General features: G+C 58.4%; 24 protein-coding genes and 1 rRNA gene (1 of these 25 only partly in view). 15 read left to right on the top strand and 10 right to left on the bottom strand.

Annotation, left to right across the window (positions count from 1 at the left end; translation table 11 throughout):
• From PspS49_RS00615 to PspS49_RS00605, 3 genes are all read right to left on the bottom strand, one after another.
• Positions 1-624 (bottom strand): 16S ribosomal RNA (locus tag PspS49_RS00615) (it extends 913 nt beyond the left edge of the window).
• Positions 625-1,201: 577 nt separating this feature from the next.
• Positions 1,202-2,422 carry a CaiB/BaiF CoA-transferase family protein gene (locus tag PspS49_RS00610; protein WP_150749961.1) on the bottom strand — a complete coding sequence of 407 codons (1,221 nt, stop codon included), beginning with the start codon at positions 2,420-2,422 and terminating at the stop codon, positions 1,202-1,204.
• 13 nt (positions 2,423-2,435) lie between these two features.
• Positions 2,436-3,617 (bottom strand): acyl-CoA dehydrogenase, encoded by a 1,182-nt coding sequence (locus PspS49_RS00605; RefSeq protein WP_007953903.1) that lies wholly within the window; start codon positions 3,615-3,617, stop codon positions 2,436-2,438.
• A 158-nt stretch (positions 3,618-3,775) separates the two neighbouring features.
• Between PspS49_RS00605 and PspS49_RS00600 the strand changes: the two genes are divergently transcribed.
• The 10 genes from PspS49_RS00600 (at position 3,776) to PspS49_RS00555 (ending at position 13,691) form a co-directional block, all read left to right on the top strand.
• Positions 3,776-4,675, top strand: a complete 900-nt coding sequence (locus PspS49_RS00600; protein ID WP_150749960.1) for a LysR family transcriptional regulator — start codon at positions 3,776-3,778, stop codon at positions 4,673-4,675.
• A 434-nt stretch (positions 4,676-5,109) separates the two neighbouring features.
• Positions 5,110-6,231 (top strand): Re/Si-specific NAD(P)(+) transhydrogenase subunit alpha, encoded by a 1,122-nt coding sequence (locus PspS49_RS00595; RefSeq protein ID WP_160037691.1) that lies wholly within the window; start codon positions 5,110-5,112, stop codon positions 6,229-6,231.
• Positions 6,232-6,246: 15 nt separating this feature from the next.
• Positions 6,247-6,567 (top strand): NAD(P) transhydrogenase subunit alpha, encoded by a 321-nt coding sequence (locus PspS49_RS00590; RefSeq protein WP_003187417.1) that lies wholly within the window; start codon positions 6,247-6,249, stop codon positions 6,565-6,567.
• Positions 6,567-8,000, top strand: coding sequence for an NAD(P)(+) transhydrogenase (Re/Si-specific) subunit beta (locus PspS49_RS00585; protein ID WP_007911651.1), 1,434 nt, complete (start codon positions 6,567-6,569; stop codon positions 7,998-8,000). The genes PspS49_RS00590 and PspS49_RS00585 overlap by 1 nt, the downstream gene beginning before the upstream one ends.
• A gap of 214 nt (positions 8,001-8,214) precedes the next feature.
• Positions 8,215-9,708, top strand: a complete 1,494-nt coding sequence (locus PspS49_RS00580) for an acetyl-CoA hydrolase/transferase family protein (protein WP_127649329.1) — start codon at positions 8,215-8,217, stop codon at positions 9,706-9,708.
• 321 nt (positions 9,709-10,029) lie between these two features.
• The gene (locus PspS49_RS00575) at positions 10,030-10,245 is read left to right on the top strand and encodes a DUF1127 domain-containing protein (protein ID WP_007911656.1); all 216 of its coding nucleotides are present in this window, start codon (positions 10,030-10,032) and stop codon (positions 10,243-10,245) included.
• A 375-nt stretch (positions 10,246-10,620) separates the two neighbouring features.
• Positions 10,621-10,938, top strand: coding sequence for a DUF2388 domain-containing protein (locus PspS49_RS00570; RefSeq protein WP_007911658.1), 318 nt, complete (start codon positions 10,621-10,623; stop codon positions 10,936-10,938).
• A 113-nt stretch (positions 10,939-11,051) separates the two neighbouring features.
• The gene (locus PspS49_RS00565; RefSeq protein ID WP_127925348.1) at positions 11,052-11,369 is read left to right on the top strand and encodes a DUF2388 domain-containing protein; all 318 of its coding nucleotides are present in this window, start codon (positions 11,052-11,054) and stop codon (positions 11,367-11,369) included.
• A 43-nt stretch (positions 11,370-11,412) separates the two neighbouring features.
• On the top strand, positions 11,413-11,733 hold the full coding sequence (locus PspS49_RS00560) for a DUF2388 domain-containing protein (RefSeq protein WP_007911662.1): 321 nt from the start codon (positions 11,413-11,415) through the stop codon (positions 11,731-11,733).
• On the top strand, positions 11,730-13,691 hold the full coding sequence (locus PspS49_RS00555; RefSeq protein WP_160037689.1) for a DUF4105 domain-containing protein: 1,962 nt from the start codon (positions 11,730-11,732) through the stop codon (positions 13,689-13,691). Before PspS49_RS00560 ends, PspS49_RS00555 begins: the two co-directional genes overlap by 4 nt.
• Before the next feature lie 84 nt (positions 13,692-13,775).
• On the opposite strand, the gene PspS49_RS00550 is transcribed toward PspS49_RS00555, so the two are convergent.
• The 3 genes from PspS49_RS00550 to trpB all read right to left on the bottom strand — a co-directional run bounded on the left by PspS49_RS00550 (position 13,776) and on the right by trpB (position 16,398).
• Complete coding sequence (locus tag PspS49_RS00550; protein WP_160037687.1) at positions 13,776-14,231, bottom strand: anti-virulence regulator CigR family protein; 456 nt, start codon at positions 14,229-14,231, stop codon at positions 13,776-13,778.
• A 122-nt stretch (positions 14,232-14,353) separates the two neighbouring features.
• Complete coding sequence (gene trpA / locus PspS49_RS00545; protein ID WP_160037685.1) at positions 14,354-15,166, bottom strand: tryptophan synthase subunit alpha; 813 nt, start codon at positions 15,164-15,166, stop codon at positions 14,354-14,356.
• Positions 15,166-16,398, bottom strand: a complete 1,233-nt coding sequence (gene trpB / locus PspS49_RS00540) for a tryptophan synthase subunit beta (RefSeq protein ID WP_150749956.1) — start codon at positions 16,396-16,398, stop codon at positions 15,166-15,168. Before trpB ends, trpA begins: the two co-directional genes overlap by 1 nt.
• Before the next feature lie 114 nt (positions 16,399-16,512).
• On the opposite strand from trpB, the gene PspS49_RS00535 reads away from it, so the two are divergent.
• Positions 16,513-17,430, top strand: a complete 918-nt coding sequence (locus PspS49_RS00535; protein WP_160037683.1) for a LysR family transcriptional regulator — start codon at positions 16,513-16,515, stop codon at positions 17,428-17,430.
• Here PspS49_RS00535 and PspS49_RS00530 read toward each other — a convergent pair.
• A complete protein-coding gene (locus PspS49_RS00530; RefSeq protein ID WP_007911686.1) occupies positions 17,403-17,729 on the bottom strand; it encodes a DUF883 family protein in 327 nt (108 codons plus the stop codon). The two genes, PspS49_RS00535 and PspS49_RS00530, sit on opposite strands and share 28 nt — an antisense overlap.
• Before the next feature lie 157 nt (positions 17,730-17,886).
• Between PspS49_RS00530 and PspS49_RS00525 the strand changes: the two genes are divergently transcribed.
• Both PspS49_RS00525 and PspS49_RS00520 read left to right on the top strand, forming a co-directional pair.
• The gene (locus PspS49_RS00525; protein ID WP_007911688.1) at positions 17,887-18,102 is read left to right on the top strand and encodes a dodecin; all 216 of its coding nucleotides are present in this window, start codon (positions 17,887-17,889) and stop codon (positions 18,100-18,102) included.
• A 128-nt stretch (positions 18,103-18,230) separates the two neighbouring features.
• On the top strand, positions 18,231-18,452 hold the full coding sequence (locus tag PspS49_RS00520; RefSeq protein WP_150749954.1) for a DUF1161 domain-containing protein: 222 nt from the start codon (positions 18,231-18,233) through the stop codon (positions 18,450-18,452).
• A 259-nt stretch (positions 18,453-18,711) separates the two neighbouring features.
• On the opposite strand, the gene PspS49_RS00515 is transcribed toward PspS49_RS00520, so the two are convergent.
• On the bottom strand, positions 18,712-19,713 hold the full coding sequence (locus PspS49_RS00515; RefSeq protein ID WP_150776273.1) for an LLM class flavin-dependent oxidoreductase: 1,002 nt from the start codon (positions 19,711-19,713) through the stop codon (positions 18,712-18,714).
• Between the two features lie 242 nt (positions 19,714-19,955).
• Here PspS49_RS00515 and PspS49_RS00510 point away from each other — a divergent pair, with 242 nt between their 5' ends.
• Positions 19,956-20,387: an OsmC family protein gene (locus tag PspS49_RS00510; protein ID WP_127925340.1), complete on the top strand. Its 432-nt coding sequence runs from the start codon at positions 19,956-19,958 to the stop codon at positions 20,385-20,387.
• Positions 20,388-20,646: 259 nt separating this feature from the next.
• Entirely contained in the window at positions 20,647-20,886 is a 240-nt protein-coding gene (locus tag PspS49_RS00505; protein ID WP_122596915.1) for a DUF1161 domain-containing protein, read from the top strand.
• A 6-nt stretch (positions 20,887-20,892) separates the two neighbouring features.
• Here PspS49_RS00505 and PspS49_RS00500 read toward each other — a convergent pair whose 3' ends face one another.
• Together PspS49_RS00500 and PspS49_RS00495 are read right to left on the bottom strand one after the other, a co-directional pair.
• Entirely contained in the window at positions 20,893-21,312 is a 420-nt protein-coding gene (locus tag PspS49_RS00500) for a hypothetical protein (RefSeq protein ID WP_127925339.1), read from the bottom strand.
• Positions 21,313-21,352: 40 nt separating this feature from the next.
• On the bottom strand, positions 21,353-21,775 hold the full coding sequence (locus PspS49_RS00495; protein ID WP_095113091.1) for a hypothetical protein: 423 nt from the start codon (positions 21,773-21,775) through the stop codon (positions 21,353-21,355).
• Positions 21,776-21,798 lie beyond the last annotated feature (23 nt).

The raw sequence follows: 21,798 nt of genomic DNA, 5'->3' as shown, positions 1-21,798 counted from the left end.
TTCCCAGGTTGAGCCCGGGGATTTCACATCCAACTTAACGAACCACCTACGCGCGCTTTACGCCCAGTAATTCCGATTAACGCTTGCACCCTCTGTATTACCGCGGCTGCTGGCACAGAGTTAGCCGGTGCTTATTCTGTCGGTAACGTCAAAATTGCAGAGTATTAATCTACAACCCTTCCTCCCAACTTAAAGTGCTTTACAATCCGAAGACCTTCTTCACACACGCGGCATGGCTGGATCAGGCTTTCGCCCATTGTCCAATATTCCCCACTGCTGCCTCCCGTAGGAGTCTGGACCGTGTCTCAGTTCCAGTGTGACTGATCATCCTCTCAGACCAGTTACGGATCGTCGCCTTGGTGAGCCATTACCTCACCAACTAGCTAATCCGACCTAGGCTCATCTGATAGCGCAAGGCCCGAAGGTCCCCTGCTTTCTCCCGTAGGACGTATGCGGTATTAGCGTTCCTTTCGAAACGTTGTCCCCCACTACCAGGCAGATTCCTAGGCATTACTCACCCGTCCGCCGCTGAATCCAGGAGCAAGCTCCTCTCATCCGCTCGACTTGCATGTGTTAGGCCTGCCGCCAGCGTTCAATCTGAGCCATGATCAAACTCTTCAGTTCAAACATCTTTGGGTTTTTAAGAAACCCTAAACTTGGCTCAGCAATCGTTGGTTACATCTTTGATTTCTCGCGGAGTAACTTGTGATGCTGATAATCTTGTTGACCATCAGTCTGACCCCACAAGCACCCACACGAATTGCTTGATTCAGTTGTTAAAGAGCGGTTGGTTAAGATCTTTCGTCTCAACCGAGGCGCGCATTCTACAGCAGCCTCATTTGCTGTCAAGTGATTATTTTCAGAAGTTTTCGAAGAATTCTTCAACAACTTCAACCACTTGCGCTTCCGATCTCTCGTCAGCGGGAGGCGAATTCTACAGCGTTACACGCTGCTGTCAACACCTCTTTTTCAACTTCCTTTCGGCTTCGATGAACTGAAGCAACCTGCTGCCGAAACATACATAACTCATTGAATCTCAAGGAGTTTTCCGTTTCGACTGCGCCGGAAGTGGGGCGAATTATAGACATCTGAAATCTGCCGTCAACCGTTAATTTCGGCTTTCTTTCAATCACTTGCAGATTGGTTAAAAAACAACCAAGAATTCCACTATATAGCGATCCCTCCTATATAGAAGGGATCGTCAGAGAACCCCAGCCGCCTTCAACTCAGCCACCGCACCCGCACCCAGGCCCAGCACACTCTGCAGAACCTCCAATGTATGCTCACCCAATAAAGGAGGCGCCCGGCGATATTCAACCGGTGTCTGCGACAGGCGAATCGGGCTAGCCACTTGGGGCACCATCCCCGCCAACGCATGCGGCAACTCTATCGCCAGGCCACGCGCTTTTACCTGCGGATCCTCAAACACCTGCGACAGATCGTTGATCGGCCCACATGGAACCCCCGCCTGCTCCAGCTCGGCAACCCACTCGGCAGTCGTCTTGAACACTGTCGCCTGGCGAATCAGCGGAATCAAAACCGCCCGATTGGCCACTCGCTGCTTATTAGTAACGAAGCGCGGATCGTCTGCCCACTGCGCCTGCCCCGCTACTTCGGCAAACTTGCGGAACTGCCCGTCATTGCCCACGGTAAGAATGAAATCACCGTCAGCCGTAGGAAAGTCCTGATAGGGCACGATGTTCGGATGCGCATTGCCCAAACGCTTCGGCGCATTGCCCGTGGTCAGATAATTCATCGCTTGGTTAGCCAGACATGCCACCTGGACATCCAGCAATGCCATATCAATGTGCTGACCACCACCGTCGTGATCGCGATGGGCCAACGCCGCCAATATGGCCACGGTCGAATACAGGCCGGTGAGGATATCCGTCAACGCTACCCCAACCTTTACCGGGCCAGCGCCCTCATCACCCTCAGGCCTGCCGGTCAGACTCATCAGCCCGCCCAGCCCCTGGATCATGAAGTCGTAGCCGGCGCGCTTGGCATATGGCCCGGTCTGGCCGAACCCTGTAATCGAGCAATAGATCAGGTTCGGATTGATCGCCTTCAACGATTCATAGTCCAGCCCATAAGCCGCCAGACCGCCGACCTTGAAATTCTCTATAAGGATGTCCGACTTCGCCGCCAGCTCCCGCACCAACCTTTGGCCCTCGGGGCGGGTGAAGTCGATGGTCACTGATTGCTTGTTGCGGTTGGCCGACAGGTAATAGGCCGCCTCCGACGTATTCTCGCCATACGCATCTTTAAGGAACGGCGGTCCCCAGGCTCGCGTATCGTCACCATTGCCCGGGCGCTCTACCTTGATCACCTCGGCGCCAAGGTCGGCGAGGATCTGCCCGGCCCACGGCCCGGCCAACACTCGCGATAAATCCAGTACCCGCAGATGCGACAGCGCGCCCATGGTCGCTCTCCTATTAATAGAACGCTTGCAGACCGGTTTGCGCACGACCCAGGATCAGCGCGTGAACGTCGTGAGTCCCTTCATAGGTATTCACCACTTCCAGGTTGACCAGATGACGGGCCACGCCGAACTCATCGGAGATACCATTCCCGCCCAACATGTCGCGAGCCATACGGGCGATGTCCAGCGACTTGCCGCAGGAGTTGCGCTTCATGATCGAAGTAATCTCGACCGCCGCAGTACCTTCGTCCTTCATACGGCCCAGACGCAGGCAGCCCTGAAGGGCCAACGTGATCTCGGTCTGCATGTCAGCCAGCTTCTTCTGGATCAGCTGAGTGGCTGCCAATGGACGACCGAACTGCTGGCGATCCAGCGTGTACTGACGCGCGGTGTGCCAGCAGAACTCGGCAGCACCCAGTGCGCCCCAGGAGATGCCGTAACGTGCGGAGTTAAGGCAGGTGAACGGGCCTTTCAAGCCACGCACGTCCGGGAAGATGTTCTCTTCCGGCACGAACACGTTGTCCATGACGATCTCACCAGTGATCGACGCACGCAGGCCGACCTTGCCGTGAATCGCCGGAGCGCTCAGGCCTTTCCAGCCTTTTTCCAGGACGAAACCACGGATATCGCCAGCATCGTCTTTGGCCCAAACCACGAACACATCGGCGATCGGGCTGTTGGTAATCCACATCTTCGCGCCGGTCAGGCTATAGCCGCCGTCTACTTTGCGCGCCCGGGTGATCATCGCGCCCGGGTCAGAACCGTGGTTTGGCTCGGTCAGGCCGAAGCAACCGATCCACTCGCCGGAAGCCAGCTTCGGCAAGTACTTCTGTTTCTGCGCTTCAGTGCCGAATTCGTTGATCGGCACCATTACCAGCGACGACTGCACGCTCATCATCGAGCGGTAGCCAGAGTCGACACGCTCCACTTCGCGAGCAATCAGCCCGTAGCTGACATAGTTGAGGCCGCTGCCACCGTACTGCTCGGGGATGGTCGCGCCCAGCAGGCCGACTTCGCCCATTTCGCGGAAGATCGCCGGGTCAGTCTTCTCATGACGGAAAGCTTCGAGAACACGCGGTGCGAGGCTCTGTTGAGCGAACTGCTCGGCGGTGTCGCGGATCATGCGCTCTTCTTCGGTGAGCTGTTGATCCAGCAGCAGGGGATCGATCCAGTTGAAGCTAGCTTTACCGCCCATGAGTGTGTCCTCGCAAATCGGGTGAATTAACGTGGCATTGATCGTAGGCGTGGTTCGCCGTCGCGGCAAACGAGGATTTCGCATTCTGTTGTGCTAATTTCTCACTCCGAAACGTCGCGAAATGCCTTTTATGCGGCGCATTAGTGAGGTTGACGTACATGCGCAGGAAGATTCCCAGCACCACGGCCCTGATCAGTTTCGAAGCCGCAGCACGGCACGAGAGCTTTACCCGAGCCGCTGAAGAACTTTCCCTCACCCAAGGCGCCATTTGCCGACAGATCGCCAGCCTTGAGGAGTTCCTCAGCGTGGAACTGTTCCGACGCTCGCGACGCGGGGTGAAACTGACCGAGGCAGGACTTTCCTACAGTCGCCGGGTCGCCACGCAACTCGATGCGGTTGAGCGCGACACCCTCTCAGTGATGGGCCAGCAAGGCACCAACGTGATCGAATTGGCGGTAGTGCCAACTTTCGGCACCCAATGGCTTCTGCCGCGCCTTAAGGATTTCCAGCTCAAGCACCCGGAAGTCACGGTCAACCTGACCAACCGCACCCGACCTTTCCTGTTTGCCGATACCGAATTCGATGCCGCGATCTACTTCGGCGATGCCGACTGGTCCGGTACCGAATCCCACAGACTGATGGGCGAGAATCCGATGCCTGTGTGCAGCCCTGCCCTACTCGGTGACAAGACGCATCTGACAGCCGAGGCAATCGCCGAGCTACCGTTGTTGCAGCAGACCACCCGCCCCTATGCCTGGCGTCAGTGGTTCAACTCACAACACCTGAATATCCCCCGCGACATGACAGGTCCGCGCTACGAGCTATTCTCCATGCTCGCTCAGGCCGCCATGCACGACATGGGCATTGCACTGATTCCGCCGTTCCTGATTCAACGCGAACTGGCCGAGAAACGCTTGGTGATTGCCAACCCGCAGGCACTCTCTAGCATCAAGGCCTATTACCTGATGATTCCTGAGCGAAAGGTCGAGTCAGCGTCATTAAAGGCATTTCGTGACTGGCTGGTAACTCAGGCACAGAGCTACAGCCTAGAAGGATAAAGGCTTGCAGCGATAACTAACCCCGTAGTCAGGAAAATAAAAGCCCTACAGATATAAGTATTTGTCGCAATTTAACCGACTGTATCCGAAAGTCGTACAGACGTCCCACAAGCGCCTGACGACGTGGCTTTGAGCCTTCATCGGCGACTCATTACTGCCTATTCACGCCACCGATGAGAAATTTTTCAATATTCAGCCAGAATCCTTGCAAGGCACGGCCTGCAAGGGATTCAGCTGGCCATCTGCGACATTCGGTCACGGCATGACTTGTAGTTAATTTTCCGTCACCCGTCATAATCCCTTGAAGGGCATAAAGTTCGCCTGCAAAATGCCGCGCCCCGCCCTGATTTGGCGGGATCGTGCTGATCGGCCGCCCCAGTCGCACCATCCGTAGTGCATGGGTTTACTCAATAAGATCACGCAGGAGATTTGACGTGCACATTGGTGTTCCTCTCGAAACCCAGACCGGTGAAACACGGGTTGCTGCAACCCCGGAAACCATTAAAAAGCTGATCAGCCAAGGTCATAAGGTCACTGTGCAAACCGGCGCCGGCGTAAAAGCCAGTGTGGTCGACAGTGCCTATGAAGCGGCAGGCGCAACCATTGGCAGTGCCAATGACGCGTTTGGCGCCGAGCTGATTCTCAAAGTGGTCGCCCCCAGCGATGCCGAACTGACGCGGATCAAGCGCGGTACGGTGCTGGTGGGCATGCTCAACCCGTTCAACAACGAAACCATCGCGAAGATGGCCGAGTGCGGCATTACCGCGTTCGCCCTCGAAGCGGCGCCGCGCACCTCGCGCGCGCAGAGTCTCGATGTGTTGTCGTCGCAGGCGAACATTGCCGGCTACAAGGCTGTGTTGCTGGCCGCTCATCACTATCCACGCTTCATGCCGATGCTGATGACCGCCGCGGGTACCGTGAAAGCGGCGCGTGTGCTGATTCTCGGCGCCGGTGTGGCCGGGTTGCAGGCGATCGCCACGGCGAAACGTCTGGGTGCGGTGATCGAAGCGTCAGACGTGCGTCCGGCGGTAAAAGAGCAGATCGAATCCCTCGGTGCGAAGTTCGTCGACGTGCCTTACGAGACCGATGAAGAGCGCGAATGCGCCGTCGGTGTCGGCGGTTACGCCCGGCCAATGCCGGCGAGCTGGATGCAGCGTCAGGCGCAGGCTGTGCACGAGCGCGCCAAGCAGGCTGATATCGTCATCACCACCGCACTGATTCCGGGCCGCAAGGCGCCGACGCTGTTGAGCGCGGAAACCGTGGCGCAGATGAAACCGGGTTCGGTGGTCATCGATCTCGCGGCGGCTCAGGGCGGCAACTGCCCGTTGACCGTGGCCGATCAGGTCGTGGTCGAAAATGGCGTGACCATTTGCGGCCCAACCAATCTGGCCGGTGAAGTCGCTGCAGACGCCTCGGCACTGTACGCGCGCAACCTGCTGGACTTCCTCAAGCTGGTCTTCACCAAAGAAGGCCAGTTCGACGTCAACCTCGAAGACGACATCGTCGCCGCGTGCCTGATGTGCCGCGACGGCCAAGTCATCCGCAAAAACGCCTAAGCAGGGATTCAGACGATGGAAGAGCTTATCTCCCCCGGTATCTACAACCTGATCATCTTCGTGCTGGCGATTTATGTCGGTTACCACGTGGTCTGGAACGTTACACCTGCGCTGCACACGCCATTGATGGCGGTCACCAACGCCATTTCGGCGATCGTGATCGTCGGCGCCATGCTCGCTGCTGCACTGACTGTCACGCCGCTGGGCAAAACCATGGGTACCCTCGCGGTGGCACTGGCGGCGGTCAACGTGTTCGGTGGCTTCCTGGTCACCCGCCGCATGCTTGAGATGTTCAAGAAGAAAGCCCCGAAAGTAAAAGAAGAGGCGCCGAAGTAATGAGCATGAATCTCGTCACGACGCTCTACCTGATCGCGTCGATCTGCTTTATCCAGGCCCTCAAAGGCCTGTCGCACCCGACTACATCGCGGCGCGGCAACCTGTTCGGCATGCTCGGCATGGCCTTGGCCATTCTGACTACCGTTGGCCTCATCTATAAGCTCGGTGCTGAACTGGCGACTGCCGGTATCGGTTACGTCATCGTTGGCCTGCTGGTCGGCGGCACCGCTGGTTCGATCATGGCCAAGCGCGTTGAAATGACCAAGATGCCGGAACTGGTCGCTTTCATGCACAGCATGATCGGCCTCGCCGCAGTGTTCATTGCCATCGCCGCGGTGGTTGAGCCGCAATCGCTGGGTATCGTTAAACAGCTGGGCGACTCGATTCCGGCGGGCAACCGTCTGGAGCTGTTCCTCGGCGCGGCCATCGGTGCAATCACCTTCTCCGGTTCGGTGATTGCGTTCGGCAAGCTATCGGGCAAGTACAAGTTCCGCCTGTTCCAGGGCGCACCGGTACAGTTCGCCGGGCAGCACAAGCTCAACGCAGTGCTGGGTCTGGCGACGCTGGCTCTCGGCCTGACCTTCATGTTCACCGGCAACCTCACTGCGTTCGCGCTGATGCTGGCGCTGGCGTTCGTGATGGGTGTGCTGATCATCATCCCGATTGGCGGTGCAGACATGCCGGTGGTGGTGTCGATGCTCAACAGCTATTCCGGCTGGGCGGCGGCAGGTATCGGTTTCTCGCTGAACAACTCGATGCTGATCATTGCCGGTTCCCTGGTGGGTTCGAGCGGTGCGATCCTCTCGTACATCATGTGCAAGGCGATGAACCGTTCCTTCTTTAATGTACTGCTCGGTGGTTTCGGCAATACGGCCGATGCAGGTCCTGCCGGTGCGAAAGAAGCACGTCCGGTGAAATCCGGTTCGGCTGACGACGCAACCTTCCTGCTGACCAACGCCGACACCGTGATCATCGTCCCGGGCTACGGCTTGGCGGTTGCACGTGCACAGCACGCGCTGAAGGAATTGACCGAGAAGCTGACCCACCGTGGCGTGACCGTGAAGTATGCGATCCACCCGGTTGCCGGCCGTATGCCGGGGCACATGAACGTTCTGCTCGCCGAGGCCGAAGTGCCTTACGATCAGGTGTTCGAGATGGAAGACATCAACTCCGAGTTCGGCCAGGCCGACGTGGTGTTGGTGCTCGGCGCGAACGACGTGGTCAACCCGGCCGCGAAGAACGATCCGAAATCGCCGATTGCCGGCATGCCTATTCTCGAAGCGTTCAAGGCCAAAACCATCATCGTTAACAAACGCTCGATGGCCAGCGGCTATGCCGGTCTGGACAACGAGCTGTTCTATCTGGACAAGACCATGATGGTCTTCGGCGACGCGAAGAAAGTCATCGAAGACATGGTCAAAGCGGTCGAGTAATTCCCCGCTGCAATACCGAACGCCCCGACTCGTCGGGGCGTTTTTGTTTGCGCAAAACGTCGGACAATTTGCCGCGTTGTTGCAGATCCAGTAACGGTGTTTTACTTGAAACCCGCTAAATAGACGCCTCGTTTGCGACCTTGGTAGCGGGACAGGCGCCCGTCAAATTCACTAGACTGCGCATCCTGCTACTCGCTTCCCGAGATAATAATCCATGTACCGTGACCGTATTCGTCTGCCTTCGTTGTTGGATAAAGTGATGAGCGCCGCCGACGCAGCCGCTCTGATTGAGGACGGCATGACCGTCGGCATGAGCGGTTTCACCCGTGCCGGCGAAGCCAAAGCCGTTCCTCACGCACTGGCCGAGCGCGCCAAGGTCACGCCGCTGAAGATCAGCCTGATGACCGGCGCCAGCCTGGGCAACGACCTCGACAAGCAACTGACCGAAGCCGGCGTACTGTCGCGCCGCATGCCGTTCCAGGTCGACAGCACCTTGCGCAAGGCAATCAATGCCGGCCAGGTGATGTTCATCGACCAGCACCTGTCGGAAACCGTTGAACAACTGCGCAACCAGCAACTGAAGCTGCCGGACATCGCGGTCATCGAAGCGGTGGCCATCACCGAACAGGGCCACATCGTGCCGACCACCTCGGTAGGCAACTCGGCGAGCTTCGCGATTTTCGCCAAACAGGTGATCGTCGAGATCAATCTGGCGCACAACGCCAACCTCGAAGGCCTGCACGACATCTATATCCCGACTTACCGCCCGACGCGCACGCCGATTCCGCTGGTAAAAGTCGACGACCGCATCGGCAGCACGGCGATTCCGATTCCGCCGGAGAAGATCGTCGCCATCGTCATCACCCAGCAGGCGGATTCGCCGTCCACCGTGTCAACACCGGACGTCGATACCAACGCCATCGCCGAGCACCTGATCACCTTCTTCAAGCAGGAAGTCGACGCTGGGCGCATGACCAACAAGCTCGGCCCGTTGCAGGCGGGGATCGGCAACATTGCCAACGCGGTGATGTGCGGCCTGATCGATTCGCCGTTCGAAGACCTGACCATGTACTCGGAAGTACTGCAGGACTCGACCTTCGACCTGATCGACGCCGGCAAGCTGAGTTTTGCTTCGGGCAGCTCGATCACCTTGTCGGAGCGCCGCAACAGTGACGTGTTCGGCAATCTGGAGAAGTACAAGGACAAACTGGTACTGCGTCCGCAGGAGATCTCCAACCACCCGGAAGTGGTTCGTCGCTTGGGCATCATCGGCATCAACACGGCGCTGGAGTTCGACATCTACGGCAACGTCAACTCCACGCACGTCTGTGGCACGCGGATGATGAATGGCATCGGCGGTTCTGGCGATTTCGCGCGCAATGCGCATCTGGCGGTGTTCGTGACCAAGTCGATCGCCAAGGGTGGCGCGATTTCCAGCGTAGTGCCGATGGTCAGCCACGTAGACCACACCGAGCATGACGTCGACATTCTGGTGACCGAAGTGGGTCTGGCCGACTTGCGCGGCCTGGCGCCACGGGAGCGCGCGCGGGTCATCATCGATAACTGTGTGCACCCGGACTACCGTCAGGCGTTGAACGATTACTTCACGGCAGCCTGTGCCATCGGTGGCCACACCCCGCACATCCTGCGTGAAGCGTTGAGCTGGCACATGAACCTGGAAGAAACCGGGCGCATGCTGGCGGTGTAATTCACACAAATAAACCGTTGGCGCAAACACAGTTTGCGTCAGCGGATTGTTGCAATCCTCAAGACTGACAAAAATTGTACTGCTGTACTGGTCTTTTCCTACAGTATTTACCTACCTTTTTCCTCCAATCGAGCAAAAACGCACCACTTAAGTGCGGACAGGTACAGTTTGCTCGATTTTGACCCGTACACCCCCTATAAACAGTTAACTGGTCACTCACAATACAGTTGAACTGTATCTAGAGAGACTAGGCAAACGAGAGGATCATGGGCACCAGTCAAACCACTACCTGATCCCGCCACAAGCGGAAGGATGTCAACCATGGAACGTACACTCAGTTCCGAACTGTTCTTCGAAGACAAAGCTGTAAACACCCAGGCTTCCCTGCCTCTGCGCGTTATCGCCAACCTGATGTTGTGGCAGCGCCGCATCTCCAGCCGCCATCAACTGGCTCGTCTGGATTCGCGTCTGCTGGCTGACGCCGGTATCAGCGAAGCACAACGCTACGAAGAGCTGAGCAAGCCGTTCTGGCGCTAATTAGCGTCGCTGGCTCTGGTCGTTAGACCCACCGCCAGCAACCCGAATTGAACAAACAAAACCCGTCGTGGGAAACCGCGACGGGTTTTGTCGTTTTGGGCTCTTAAAAAGCCATACCAGTACAGTTCACATAATTCGAAATAAGACCATTACAATTGTAGGAGCTGCCGAAGGCTGCGATCTTTTGATCTTGAAAATCCAAAGCAAAAGATCGCAGCCTTCGGCAGCTCCTACAGTTTTTCGTCTGGATACTGGTTAGGTATCGGGTTCTGCGCCTAATATCCACACAGAACGTGGCGAATGTTGTGTCACTGGCGTCTGACTCCTCAGATACCGAGCCACCTCTCTCTACGGTTTATCCAAAGGAGTTACACCATGTCCCGTCTTCGTCTGCTCAGCGCTGCCGCCCTGCTGGCCGTGGCTGCCAACGCCAGCGCCACCAGCTTTATCGTCACCACCGACGCCGTTGTCGGTGCACTGAAGTCCTCGTCCGACGCCACGTCCGACGTCACCTCGTCCTTCCGTGACGACAAAATCGTCCTCGCCGCCCGTGACGACGCTGCCAGCTTCGTGGCCAGCGAAGGTGAAATCCGTGGGGTGAAACTGGAAAGCGCACTGGATCACATCCGTCACCAGGCGCCACAGCTGCAAGCCACAGACGCACAACTGGCTCAGGCCATCCTGACGATCTAAGCGCCAGGTACCAATCGGGACACGCCGGTCGTGTCCCGATGTTTCGGCGCTGGCTCTGGCTCTGGCCCGGGCATTGCGCTAGCCTTTGGGCTCACCAAAAATTACCGAGTCCGATGCGCTTTCTTCCAAATCTACTGATTCCCTCCGTATTGTTCTCCGCCTGCTGGGCGACGCCGGTCAATGCCTTTGATGCTTTCAATGCGTCGACCCAAGGCACCGTCGTCAGTGGTTACGCCACCAGCATGGTGTCTTCCGCACCGTTCGACCGTAAACTACTGCTCGCCGCTCACGATGACGCGGCCGCGTTTGTTGCCAGTGACGGTGAATGGCGAGGTGCTCGTCTGGAATCTGCGCTGCATTACTTGCGCAAAACCCGGCCGAAACTTCATGTCAGCGATCTTGAACTGGCAGAGGCAATTCTCGTCCAATAGTTATCCTGTACCCCAGTTATCCTTGCCCCTCCGGAGTCGTTCCATGCGTAGCCCGCTGATTGCTGCCGCCCTTGGCCTGTTTTTGTTGGCCGACGTGGCCCAGGCGCACACCCTGGTAGCCACCAGTAACATCATCGTTCGTGCCTCCCAGCGCACCATCGATTTCACTTCCGACACCACCACGTCCATTCGCGACTCGAAAATTATCCGCGAAGCGCACGATGACGCTGCCAGCTTCGTCGCCACCAACGGCGATATCCGCGGCGCGCATCTGGAAGCAGCGCTGAACACCCTGCGCACTCGTGTGCCGGAAGCGCGTGACGCCAGTGATCAGGTTCTCGCCGAAGCCATCCTCGCACTGTGAAGTCACTCGGCACCTGGCTACTGGCCGGGGCGTTGTTGCTGCTTGGCAACAGCGCCCACGCCGGCCTGCAATTGCGGCTCAAGACCGACGGTCTGAGCCCCGCCCAACAACAGGCCAGCCAGGCGCTGATCGATGAGGCGATGCAAAAGCTGCCGCCGAGTTTTATCGAGCGGCTGGATCGGCGCATCGATGTCGGCTGGACCGATGACATGCCCGGCAATGCCTATGGCCAGGCCACGCTGGTTTCCGAACTCGACCTGAACCGCAAACTGCTCGCAAGCCTCACCGACGGCAGCGCGGCCAAAGAAAAAACCAATCGCCCTCACGGCACTGTGCGCCAGGAACTGCTCGCCACGGTGCTGCACGAAATTACCCATATTTATGACCGCGCCCGCTTATGGCCGGATGCCGAACGCACGCTGATCCAGCGCTGCACTCGGCGTTTCAACAGCGCCGGGCTGATCGGCATTCCCGACGAGTGTCGCGGCCAGAACGGCCGGCGCTTCACCCTCAGCGATGACCCGCGCCTGCTCGACCTCGCCGGTTGGCAGCAATATGTCGGCCGTCGGGGTGAGCGCGAACAACACAATCGGCAGATCGCCCGCAGTCCGGACCTTTACGAAATCTCCAGCCCCAAGGAGTTCGTCGCGGTCAACATGGAGTATTTCCTCCTCGACCCGAGCTACGCCTGCCGCCGCCCGGCGCTGTATCGCTATTACCAGCAGCACTTCGGCTGGGCGCCACCGGCCAAGGACACCTGCAGCAAGACCTTCTCCTTCCTCAATGCTGGCAACGACTTCGCCAAACAGCCATTGGGGCAAGTTGATCCAGAACGGGTCTATGCCGTCGATTATCTGCTGGCCGAAGCCAATCAGAACTGGGTCAGCCGCTGGGGCCACAGCATGTTGCGCCTAGTGATCTGCGCACCGGGCCGCCCGCGCGGGCCGGATTGCCGACTCGATCTGGACCAGCATCTGGTGTTGTCCTACCGCGCCTTTGTCGGTGATGTACAGCTGTCGAGCTGGGACGGACTGGTCGGCAAATACCCATCGCGTCTATTCGTGTTGCCGCTGGCGCAGGTCATCGACGAATACACCAAGACCGAACTGCGTAGCCTCGCTTCCGTGCCGATCAACTTGTCACGCGAAGAGATCGAAGGGGTGGTCGAACACGCCGCCGAAATGCACTGGAGCTATGACGGCAACTACTTCTTCCTCTCCAACAACTGTGCGGTGGAAGGCCTGAAACTGTTGCGCAGCGGCAGCAACAACACACAGTTCGTCGGCCTCGACAGCATCATGCCCAACGGCTTGCTGGAAGTGATGAAGGGCCGTGGTCTGGCGGACACCAGTGTGCTGGATGATCCGAAAGAAGCGCTGCGTCTGGGTTACCGCTTCGACTCGTTCCGCGATCGCTATCAGGCGATGTTCGATGTGCTGAAGAAGCAATTGCCGATCAAGCAGAACACCGTTGAAGAATGGCTTTCGCTGACAGCCGAAGAACGCCGTGAGTGGTTTGAGCGCGCCGACTTGCGCACCAGCGCCGCCCTGCTTTTGTTGGAGCAGGCGAGTTATCGCCGCCAATTGCTGCTGGCACAAGACGAGGTCAAGCAGCGTTACCTCGGTGCGCGCGAGTTGGAAAACGGCGGCATGGACAAGGCCAACGCGACCTTGCAGGAAATTCTCGCCAACAGCGGGTTCCTCAGTCGTCCGGCGGAATTGCTCGATTCCAAGGGTTACGGATTGCCGCAGCCGACCGAGTTCAGTCGACTCGAAGCGGAGAGCAGCCAGCGGCAGAAGAAGCTGCTCGCGCTGTCGGGCGATCTCGACGCCGAAGTGCGCAAGTTGCTGGAGCCCAAGCGAGCCGCCGAAATTGCGGCCAGTGAGGAGAACGTGAAGCAGATTGGCGCGCATCTGCGCAAACTGCACAAGGCCTCCGGCGGACTGGAGCTGCCCTGAAGCAAAAGATCGCAGCCTGCGGCAGCTCCTACACAATCCCATGTAGGAGCTGCCGCAGACTGCGATCTTTTGACTGACTAAGGATTAATACAAAACCCCGTCGAGAATCTCGTAAACGATCCCGGTGCCCACCGCGATCAGCACAATGTCGCCCCCCGCCCGGCGCCATTCGTAGCCCGGATACACCGGCAAACGACCTAACGCCCGATTATCCAGACGCTCGCCGTAATACCCATGCGGCAACGGCCGGCCACGCTCCAGATGAATCCCCGGAGGCGGCGGTGCACCGCGTACAAAGTAGCCATGGTTGTCACGAATGGTCTGACGCACCGGACCAAAGTCGCGCGGTGGCGGGCCACCTCGATGATCATTTTGCGGACCACGGTGATCATCACCGTGATTGTCGCCACGGTTATCGTAATGGCCCTGCTGCGGGCCGCCGTGGTCGTGATCGTCGCGCTGATCAGCGCTGGCCAGCAGCGGCGTCGCGCTGATCATCAGCACACCCAGTCCGGCCATCAGACGTTTCGGCATTTTCATCGGGTATTTCCTCACGGCACAAACAGCAAAAAGGGCTTCAGAACGATGTTCTGAAGCCCTCGGTCTTGCTCATTTAGTCTGTGCCGCGAAGCGCTAATTCCTCTGTATCAGGAACTTTACCTTCAACTGACGCGGGCCTTACGCACGCCTTCCGACAGTGCCGAGCACAAGCCCAATACGCCGTCGACGGCTTGAGCAGGCGTGATCGCATTGGCGATGTGATCGATCAACGCCGAGCCCACCACAACGCCGTCGGCCAGACGCGCGATGGACGCCGCTTGCTCCGGGGTACGGATGCCGAAACCGATGCTGATCGGCAGATCGGTATGACGACGCAGACGAGTGACCGCCTCTTCGACATGTTCCAGCGTTGCGGCGCCAGCACCGGTCACACCGGCGACCGACACGTAGTAAACAAAACCTGAGCTGCCATTGAGCACTTTCGGCAGACGCGTATCATCGGTGGTCGGCGTGGTCAGGCGGATAAAGTCCAGACCGGCAGCCTGTGCCGGATCGCACAGCTCAGCGTTGTGTTCAGGCGGCATGTCGACCACGATCAGACCATCGACACCGGCCTCTTTCGCATCAGCGATGAAGCGCTCGACGCCATACATGTGGATCGGGTTGAAGTAGCCCATCAGCACCAGCGGCGTATCGCTGTTGCCTTCACGGAACTCGCGAACCATTTGCAGGGTTTTCGCCAGGTTCTGCTTGGCGCCCAAGGCGCGGATGTTCGCCAGTTGAATCGCCGGGCCGTCGGCCATCGGGTCGGTAAACGGCATGCCCAGCTCGATCACATCGGCGCCCGCGCCCGGCAAGCCTTTGAGGATCGCCAGCGAGGTGTCGTAGTCCGGATCACCGGCGGTGACGAAGGTCACCAGCGCCGCGCGGTTCTGTTCTTTGAGGTCGGCAAAACGTGTTTGCAGGCGGCTCATCAGTGTTTCTCCTGCTTCGACTGTTCCATATGGTGCATGACGGTCTGCATGTCTTTGTCGCCACGGCCCGACAGGTTGACCACCATCAGGTGATCCTTCGGCAGCTTCGGTGCACGTTTGAACACTTCAGCCAGGGCATGGGCGCTTTCCAGGGCAGGAATGATCCCCTCCAGGCGGCAGCATTTGTGGAACGCATCCAGAGCTTCGTCGTCAGTCACCGAGGTGTACTGAACACGGCCGATGTCATGCAACCACGCGTGTTCCGGGCCGATGCCTGGATAGTCGAGGCCGGCGGAAATCGAGTGGGCGTCGATGATCTGGCCATCGTCGTCCTGCAGCAGGAAAGTACGGTTGCCGTGCAGCACACCCGGAACGCCGCCGTTCAGGCTCGCCGCGTGCTTGCCGGTTTCGATGCCGTAACCGGCCGCTTCAACGCCGATGATCTCGACGCTCTTGTCATCGAGGAACGGGTGAAACAGGCCCATGGCGTTGGAACCGCCACCGATGCACGCCACCAGGCTGTCCGGCAGACGACCTTCCTGCGCTTGCAACTGATCACGGGTTTCCTTGCCGATGACGGCCTGGAAGTCGCGAACCATCGCTGGGTATGGATGTGGGCCGGCCACGGTGCCGATCAGGTAGAAGGTGTTGTCGACGTTGGTCACCCAGTCACGCAGCGCTTCGTTCATCGCGTCTTTCAGGGTACCGGTGCCGGCCACGACCGGAATCACCTCAGCGCCGAGCAGCTTCATGCGGAAGACGTTGGCCTGCTGACGTTCGATGTCAGTGGTGCCCATGTAGATCACGCAATCCAGACCGAAACGTGCGGCGACGGTGGCAGTGGCAACGCCGTGCATGCCGGCGCCGGTCTCGGCGATGATGCGTTTCTTGCCCATGCGCCTCGCCAGCAGGATCTGGCCGATGCAGTTGTTGATCTTGTGCGCGCCGGTGTGGTTCAGCTCTTCGCGCTTGAGATAAATCTTGGCGCCGCCGCAAAACTCGGTCAGGCGCTCGGCGAAATACAGTGGGCTCGGACGTCCGACGTAATCGCGCTGGAAGTAGGCCAATTCTTCTTTGAACGCCGGATCTTCCTTGGCCGCTTCGTATTCGCGGGCCAGATCGAGGATCAACGGCATCAGGGTTTCCGCCACGTAGCGGCCACCGAACGCGCCGAACAGGCCGTTATCGTCCGGGCCGTTACGCAGATCAGAGGTGTTCGAAGTCTGGGTCATGAGTCGCTCCAGGTGAATTCGGGTCAAAAGACAATGACGACCACTCTACCCCTGACCTTCTAAGCTGAAAACCGATAAGATCGCCACAACCTGTCAGGAAAACTCACAGATACCATGAGCCACGATCTTCCTCCGCTGAACGCCCTGCGCGCGTTCGAAGCTACCGCCCGGCTGAACAGCGTCAGCCAAGCCGCGGAACAGCTGCACGTCACCCATGGCGCGGTCAGTCGCCAGCTCAAAGCGCTTGAAGAACATCTCGCTGTCAGTCTGTTCGTCAAGGACGGACGCGGCTTAAAACTCACAGATGCCGGCATGCGTTTACGCGATGCCAGCGGTGAGGCGTTTGACCGGTTGCGCAGTGTTTGTGCTGAACTCACGCAGAGCACCGCCGATGCGCCGTTCGTCCTGGGTTGCTCCGGAAGTCTGCTGGCACGCTGGTTCATTCCGCGCTTGGGGCGATTGAATGCCGATCTGCCGGATTTGCGTCTGCACCTGTCGGCGGGAGAAGGCGATCTTGACCCCCGTCGTCCAGGACTGGATGCCTTGCTGCTATTCGCCGAGCCACCTTGGCCGGCAGACATGCAGGTCTACGAACTCGCCGCAGAACGCATCGGCCCAGTGATGAGTCCGCTGTTCAGCGGCTATCCGCGCCTGCAAACAGCGCCAGCCTCAGCGCTGCTCGATGAACCGCTGCTGCACACCACCTCGCGCCCACAAGCCTGGCCAAGCTGGGCACAGCAAAGCGACCTCGACGCAAAAGCGTTGAAGCTCGGGCAAGGTTTTGAGCATTTATATTATTTGCTGGAAGCAGCCGTTGCTGGCCTCGGCGTGGCCATCGCGCCGGAGCCACTGGTGACGGAAGATTTGAAGGCCGGTCGCCTGGTTGCGCCATGGGGTTTCTGTGAAACCCCGGCGCAACTGGCGTTGTGGCTACCCAAGCGCGCCGCAGACGGACGCGCCCGGCAACTGGCGCAATGGCTCAAGAACGAGCTGCGCCAGAGCGATCACTCGCCGCGCTTGAACAGCAAGTAAGCCGCGAGCAGACCGATCGCACCGACTGCCACACCGGCCGTCGTCCACGGATGTTCCTGGGCGTAATCACGGGTGGCGATCCCGGTTTCGCGGGTTTTCACTTTGACTTCTTCATAGGCATCGCTGAGCAAGTGACGTGAATGTTTCAGCGCACTTTCGGCATTGCTTTTCAGCGCCTTGAGGGTCTTGCGCGACTCGTCCGAAGCGTCGTCCTTCAAGCTTTCCAACGATTTGAGCAGACTCTCGATCTCGGCTTCCATGCTTTGCAACGAGGCTTTACGTAAAGAGGTGTTGGCCATGGTGGCTCTCCTGCATTGGTGATGAGTGGCGTGTGTTGGTTGGGACTTCAGCGGTTTGAGAAAGTGCAGAAAATCTGAACTTCGTCCGCGCACAGCCACCGAAATCAACAGTGCAGATTCACTGCTAGTCTCAATTCCACACGCCAAGGAGATCGTTATGAGTGACCATCACACGTACAAGAAAGTCGAGCTGGTCGGTTCGTCCGCCAGCAGCATCGAAGACGCCATCAACAACGCGCTGGCCGAAGCCAACAAGAGCATCAAGCATCTTGAGTGGTTTGAAGTGGTCGATACCCGCGGCCACATCAAGGACGGCAAGGCTGCGCACTTTCAGGTGACGCTGAAAGTCGGCTTCAGGATTGCCAGCAGCTGAGTTTGGTCTAGTCTTCTGAACTTGCGCGCTGGCCGAGTGCCATAGGAATGGCAAAGCGCTACAGGGTGGCTGCATCGAGTGAACGACTCGATGCCCGCCTCTTTTAATCCGACCAGGGAGTGCGACCGATGAAGAAGTTCATGTTGGCAGTAGGTTTGTTGAGCCTTGCGGGTGGTGCGTTTGCTGCCGGCAAGCCATGTGAAGAGCTGAAAAGCGAGATTGCGGCGAAGCTGGATGCCAAGGGCGTTTCCGGGTATTCGCTGGAGATTGTTGATAAGGGTGCGGCAGCTGGTGGCAAGGTTGTTGGCACCTGCGAAGGCGGCGCCAAGGTCATCGTCTACACGAAGTAGACTGGTCGTGCCTGAAATGCAAAAGCCGACGTGAAGGCGTCGGCTTTTTTGTGTCTGAAAGTTTTGTGGTGTGTTTGAGATTGATCCCCCTCACCCCAGCCCTCTCCCCCAGGGGGGCGAGGGGGAAAGGGAGCAGATCGGGGGTTGTTCAGAACCTGAGTACGACTGGAGTTTTCAGGTCGATGTTGGGCGCAAGAACACCTCGGTCAGTCCCCTCTCCCTCCGGGAGAGGGCTAGGGTGAGGGTGTTTTTTGGCCTTTCAGCCCTTCATCACCTGCGCCAACAACTCGTAGGAATGCACACGATCAGCGTGTTCGTAGAGATCACTGGTAAAAATCAGCTCATCCGCCTGGGTCTGCTCAATCAGCACCTCCAGCTTCGCGCGGATCTTCTGCGGGCCACCCACCATCGCCAGCCCAAGGAAATCCCCCACCGCCTCACGCTCATGGGGCAACCACAAGCCATCCATGGTTTTCACCGGCGGACGCTGCACCAGACTCTGCCCACGCATCAGCGCCAGAATGCGCTGGTACACCGAGGTCGCCAGGTAATCGGCTTGCTCATCGGTGTCCGCCGCCACCAGCGGCACGCCGAGCATTACGTACGGCTTGTCGAGCACCGCCGACGGCTTGAAGTGATTACGATAAACGCGGATCGCCTCGTGCATGAAACGTGGGGCGAAATGCGAGGCGAAGGCGTAAGGCAAGCCGCGCTCACCGGCCAGTTGCGCACTGAACAGGCTGGAACCGAGCAGCCAGATCGGCACATTGGTGCCGGTGCCGGGCATGGCGATCACGCGCTGATCCGGGGTACGCGGGCCGAGGTAGCGCACCAGTTCGGCGACGTCTTCGGGGAAATCATCGGCGCTGCCGGAGCGTTCACGGCGCAGCGCTCGAGCAGTCATCTGATCGGAACCGGGCGCGCGGCCCAGACCGAGGTCGATACGCCCCGGATACAGGCTTTCCAGTGTGCCGAACTGCTCGGCGATCACCAGCGGCGCATGGTTGGGCAGCATCACGCCGCCGGAGCCGACACGAATGGTCGACGTACCACCAGCCAGATAGCCCAGCAATACCGAGGTCGCGGAACTGGCGATACCATCCATGTTGTGGTGTTCGGCCACCCAGAACCGCGTGTAGCCGAATTTCTCGACGTGCTGCGCCAGATCCAGCGAGTTGCGCAGCGATTGCGCCGGGCTGGCGTTTTCGCGCACCGGTACCAGATCGAGGGTGGAAAATTTTACGTCGGACAGTTGTTTCATAAACCTGCGTCTCCGAGTGGGGAGGCAGGTTTTTCTTGCGAACGAAAACCTGCCGAATTCATAAGCGTGTTTTGTGCAATGAGGGCATATACCCGAGTTTCAATAGCCGAGTCGAAATTTCCTACTAAAAAAGTCAACTATTCAACCGGGCTGAACTTTGCTGCGGCGTCTATCCTCAGAAGCCTTGCAAGTAAAAACCACGACGACGCGGCGTTTCCGCGCCAGATATTGAGGAGGCAGACATGGCTATCGTTAAGAAAGCATCCGCACATTGGGCAGGTGATCTGAAAACCGGTATTGGCTCGATCTCCACTGAAACCGGTGTCCTCAGAGAAGCACCGTACGGCTTCAAGGCCCGCTTCGAGGGTGGCAAGGGCACCAACCCGGAGGAACTCATCGGTGCCGCGCATGCCGGCTGTTTTTCCATGGCGTTTTCGATGATTCTGGGCGATGCGGGGCTGAAGGCCGACAGCATCGACACTCAGGCTGAAGTGACCCTCGATCAGGTAGAGGGCGGGTTCGCGATCACGGCGGTGAAACTGATCCTCAAGGCGAAAATTCCGGGGGCGACGCAGGCGCAGTTCGAAGAGCTGAGCAACAAGGCCAAGGAAGGGTGCCCGGTGTCCAAGGTACTTAATGCGAAGATTACGCTAGACGCTTCGCTGGTCAGCTAATTTGTCGCTGACCGGTCTGACGCTATCGCGAGCAGGCTCACTCCTACAGTTGATCTCCAGCGGACACAATTATTGTGAGCGACGAAGATCCCCTGTAGGAGTGAGCCTGCTCGCGATAGCCATCTGCAGATCAACCAAGGTTTGAAACCTTCAGCACAACTTGTGAGCGAAGTCAGAACCCTCGCTGTAAAAGTATGGTCGAATCAATGACAGCAGCTTCAGCGCACACCCGTGCGCGCTGCCTCAGGGAGCTTCACTCATGAAACGTATTGGCTTGGCGATTCTCTGCAGTGCACTGGCCACTTCTGTCATTGCGGCACCCAAAGACTGCGAAGAACTCAAGAAAGAGATCGAAATCAAGATTCAGGCCAAAGCCGTGCCCTCCTACACGCTGGAAATCGTCAGCAAGAAAGAGGCTGCAAAACACGATATCGCCATGGTTGTCGGCACTTGCGATTATGGCCGCAAGAAAATCATCTATCAGAAGAACGACAGCTGAGTCGCCTCAGATAATGCAGTTGTAGTCGTAATCCTCGGCAACGATTTCGCGCTTGGCGTTGTACAGCCGGGCACTCGGAGTGAACCCCAGCGAACGCCCCTCCAGCACATAACGCTGCCCGGCCTCGAAATGGTCATAGCGGATGTACAGGTAGCACAGCCGCTCCACCGGGCCGTTCATCAAGCTGCCGCCACCACCAAACACTTCGAAATCGAACCGCACGCGCAGTTCGTGGCTGCCGGGGGTGACCTGAAAGTAGCGCCCGTCATTCAGTCGCTGTTTGTCGAGACGCTCGGCCATCAGCACTTTACCGCCGGGTGTCGGCGTCGAAAAATCGACCCAGGCCATGTGCGGATCGGCCGGGGGCAAAGGCGTCTGACAACCGGCCAAAAGACCGGCAGCGAGCAACAACAGCAACTGGCGCATGATGAATTTCCAAGGATGTGAATCCTCAGCATAGCGCCGATCAGGTGCGCTGACAGCCTGCCGGTGTGCCCTGACCTACCACTTTGCGCTGCTCGTCATAAAGCTTGGCCCATGGTCGAAAGCCGATACTGCCGGCCTGCAACTGATAACGCTGGCCGGCGTTGAAGTCCTTGAATTTCACGCTCAACTGGCAATCGCGCCACAGCGGCTCAGCGTCGGGACCGATATTGGTCGCCTCCACCGGAAACTGATAACGCACCTTCAACTCATGGCTGCCTGGCTGCACTTCGAAGTAACGTTTGTCGTCGGTCACGCTGCTATCGACCTTCAGCGCTTGCAACGACGTGTCCTGCTGCCGGGCATCAAGGTCGATCCAGGCTTGCGAAGGGTCGGGATCGGGCATTCCGAAATTGGCACAACCGGCCAGCGTCAGCAGGCCCCCTGTCAGCATCAATATGCGCATAGCGGTGCTCCTTTAGGCGGGAT

It is taken from the genome of Pseudomonas sp. S49, assembly GCF_009866785.1.
Classification (GTDB): Bacteria; Pseudomonadota; Gammaproteobacteria; order Pseudomonadales; family Pseudomonadaceae; genus Aquipseudomonas.
Note: the sequence above shows the minus strand (reverse complement) of the source record. Positions and strands in the feature narration are given on the sequence as shown.

Excerpts from the sequence above, each read along its gene's own strand:
- PspS49_RS00610 (WP_150749961.1), bottom strand. The coding sequence starts at position 2,422 with ATGGGCGCGCTGTCGCATCTGCGGGTACTGGATTTATCGCGAGTGTTG.
- PspS49_RS00605 (WP_007953903.1), bottom strand. The coding sequence starts at position 3,617 with ATGGGCGGTAAAGCTAGCTTCAACTGGATCGATCCCCTGCTGCTGGAT.
- PspS49_RS00600 (WP_150749960.1), top strand. The coding sequence starts at position 3,776 with ATGCGCAGGAAGATTCCCAGCACCACGGCCCTGATCAGTTTCGAAGCC.
- PspS49_RS00590 (WP_003187417.1), top strand. The coding sequence starts at position 6,247 with ATGGAAGAGCTTATCTCCCCCGGTATCTACAACCTGATCATCTTCGTG.
- PspS49_RS00585 (WP_007911651.1), top strand. The coding sequence starts at position 6,567 with ATGAGCATGAATCTCGTCACGACGCTCTACCTGATCGCGTCGATCTGC.
- PspS49_RS00580 (WP_127649329.1), top strand. The coding sequence starts at position 8,215 with ATGTACCGTGACCGTATTCGTCTGCCTTCGTTGTTGGATAAAGTGATG.
- PspS49_RS00575 (WP_007911656.1), top strand. The coding sequence starts at position 10,030 with ATGGAACGTACACTCAGTTCCGAACTGTTCTTCGAAGACAAAGCTGTA.
- PspS49_RS00570 (WP_007911658.1), top strand. The coding sequence starts at position 10,621 with ATGTCCCGTCTTCGTCTGCTCAGCGCTGCCGCCCTGCTGGCCGTGGCT.
- PspS49_RS00565 (WP_127925348.1), top strand. The coding sequence starts at position 11,052 with ATGCGCTTTCTTCCAAATCTACTGATTCCCTCCGTATTGTTCTCCGCC.
- PspS49_RS00560 (WP_007911662.1), top strand. The coding sequence starts at position 11,413 with ATGCGTAGCCCGCTGATTGCTGCCGCCCTTGGCCTGTTTTTGTTGGCC.
- PspS49_RS00550 (WP_160037687.1), bottom strand. The coding sequence starts at position 14,231 with ATGAAAATGCCGAAACGTCTGATGGCCGGACTGGGTGTGCTGATGATC.
- trpA (WP_160037685.1), bottom strand. The coding sequence starts at position 15,166 with ATGAGCCGCCTGCAAACACGTTTTGCCGACCTCAAAGAACAGAACCGC.
- trpB (WP_150749956.1), bottom strand. The coding sequence starts at position 16,398 with ATGACCCAGACTTCGAACACCTCTGATCTGCGTAACGGCCCGGACGAT.
- PspS49_RS00535 (WP_160037683.1), top strand. The coding sequence starts at position 16,513 with ATGAGCCACGATCTTCCTCCGCTGAACGCCCTGCGCGCGTTCGAAGCT.
- PspS49_RS00530 (WP_007911686.1), bottom strand. The coding sequence starts at position 17,729 with ATGGCCAACACCTCTTTACGTAAAGCCTCGTTGCAAAGCATGGAAGCC.
- PspS49_RS00525 (WP_007911688.1), top strand. The coding sequence starts at position 17,887 with ATGAGTGACCATCACACGTACAAGAAAGTCGAGCTGGTCGGTTCGTCC.
- PspS49_RS00520 (WP_150749954.1), top strand. The coding sequence starts at position 18,231 with ATGAAGAAGTTCATGTTGGCAGTAGGTTTGTTGAGCCTTGCGGGTGGT.
- PspS49_RS00515 (WP_150776273.1), bottom strand. The coding sequence starts at position 19,713 with ATGAAACAACTGTCCGACGTAAAATTTTCCACCCTCGATCTGGTACCG.
- PspS49_RS00510 (WP_127925340.1), top strand. The coding sequence starts at position 19,956 with ATGGCTATCGTTAAGAAAGCATCCGCACATTGGGCAGGTGATCTGAAA.
- PspS49_RS00505 (WP_122596915.1), top strand. The coding sequence starts at position 20,647 with ATGAAACGTATTGGCTTGGCGATTCTCTGCAGTGCACTGGCCACTTCT.
- PspS49_RS00500 (WP_127925339.1), bottom strand. The coding sequence starts at position 21,312 with ATGCGCCAGTTGCTGTTGTTGCTCGCTGCCGGTCTTTTGGCCGGTTGT.
- PspS49_RS00495 (WP_095113091.1), bottom strand. The coding sequence starts at position 21,775 with ATGCGCATATTGATGCTGACAGGGGGCCTGCTGACGCTGGCCGGTTGT.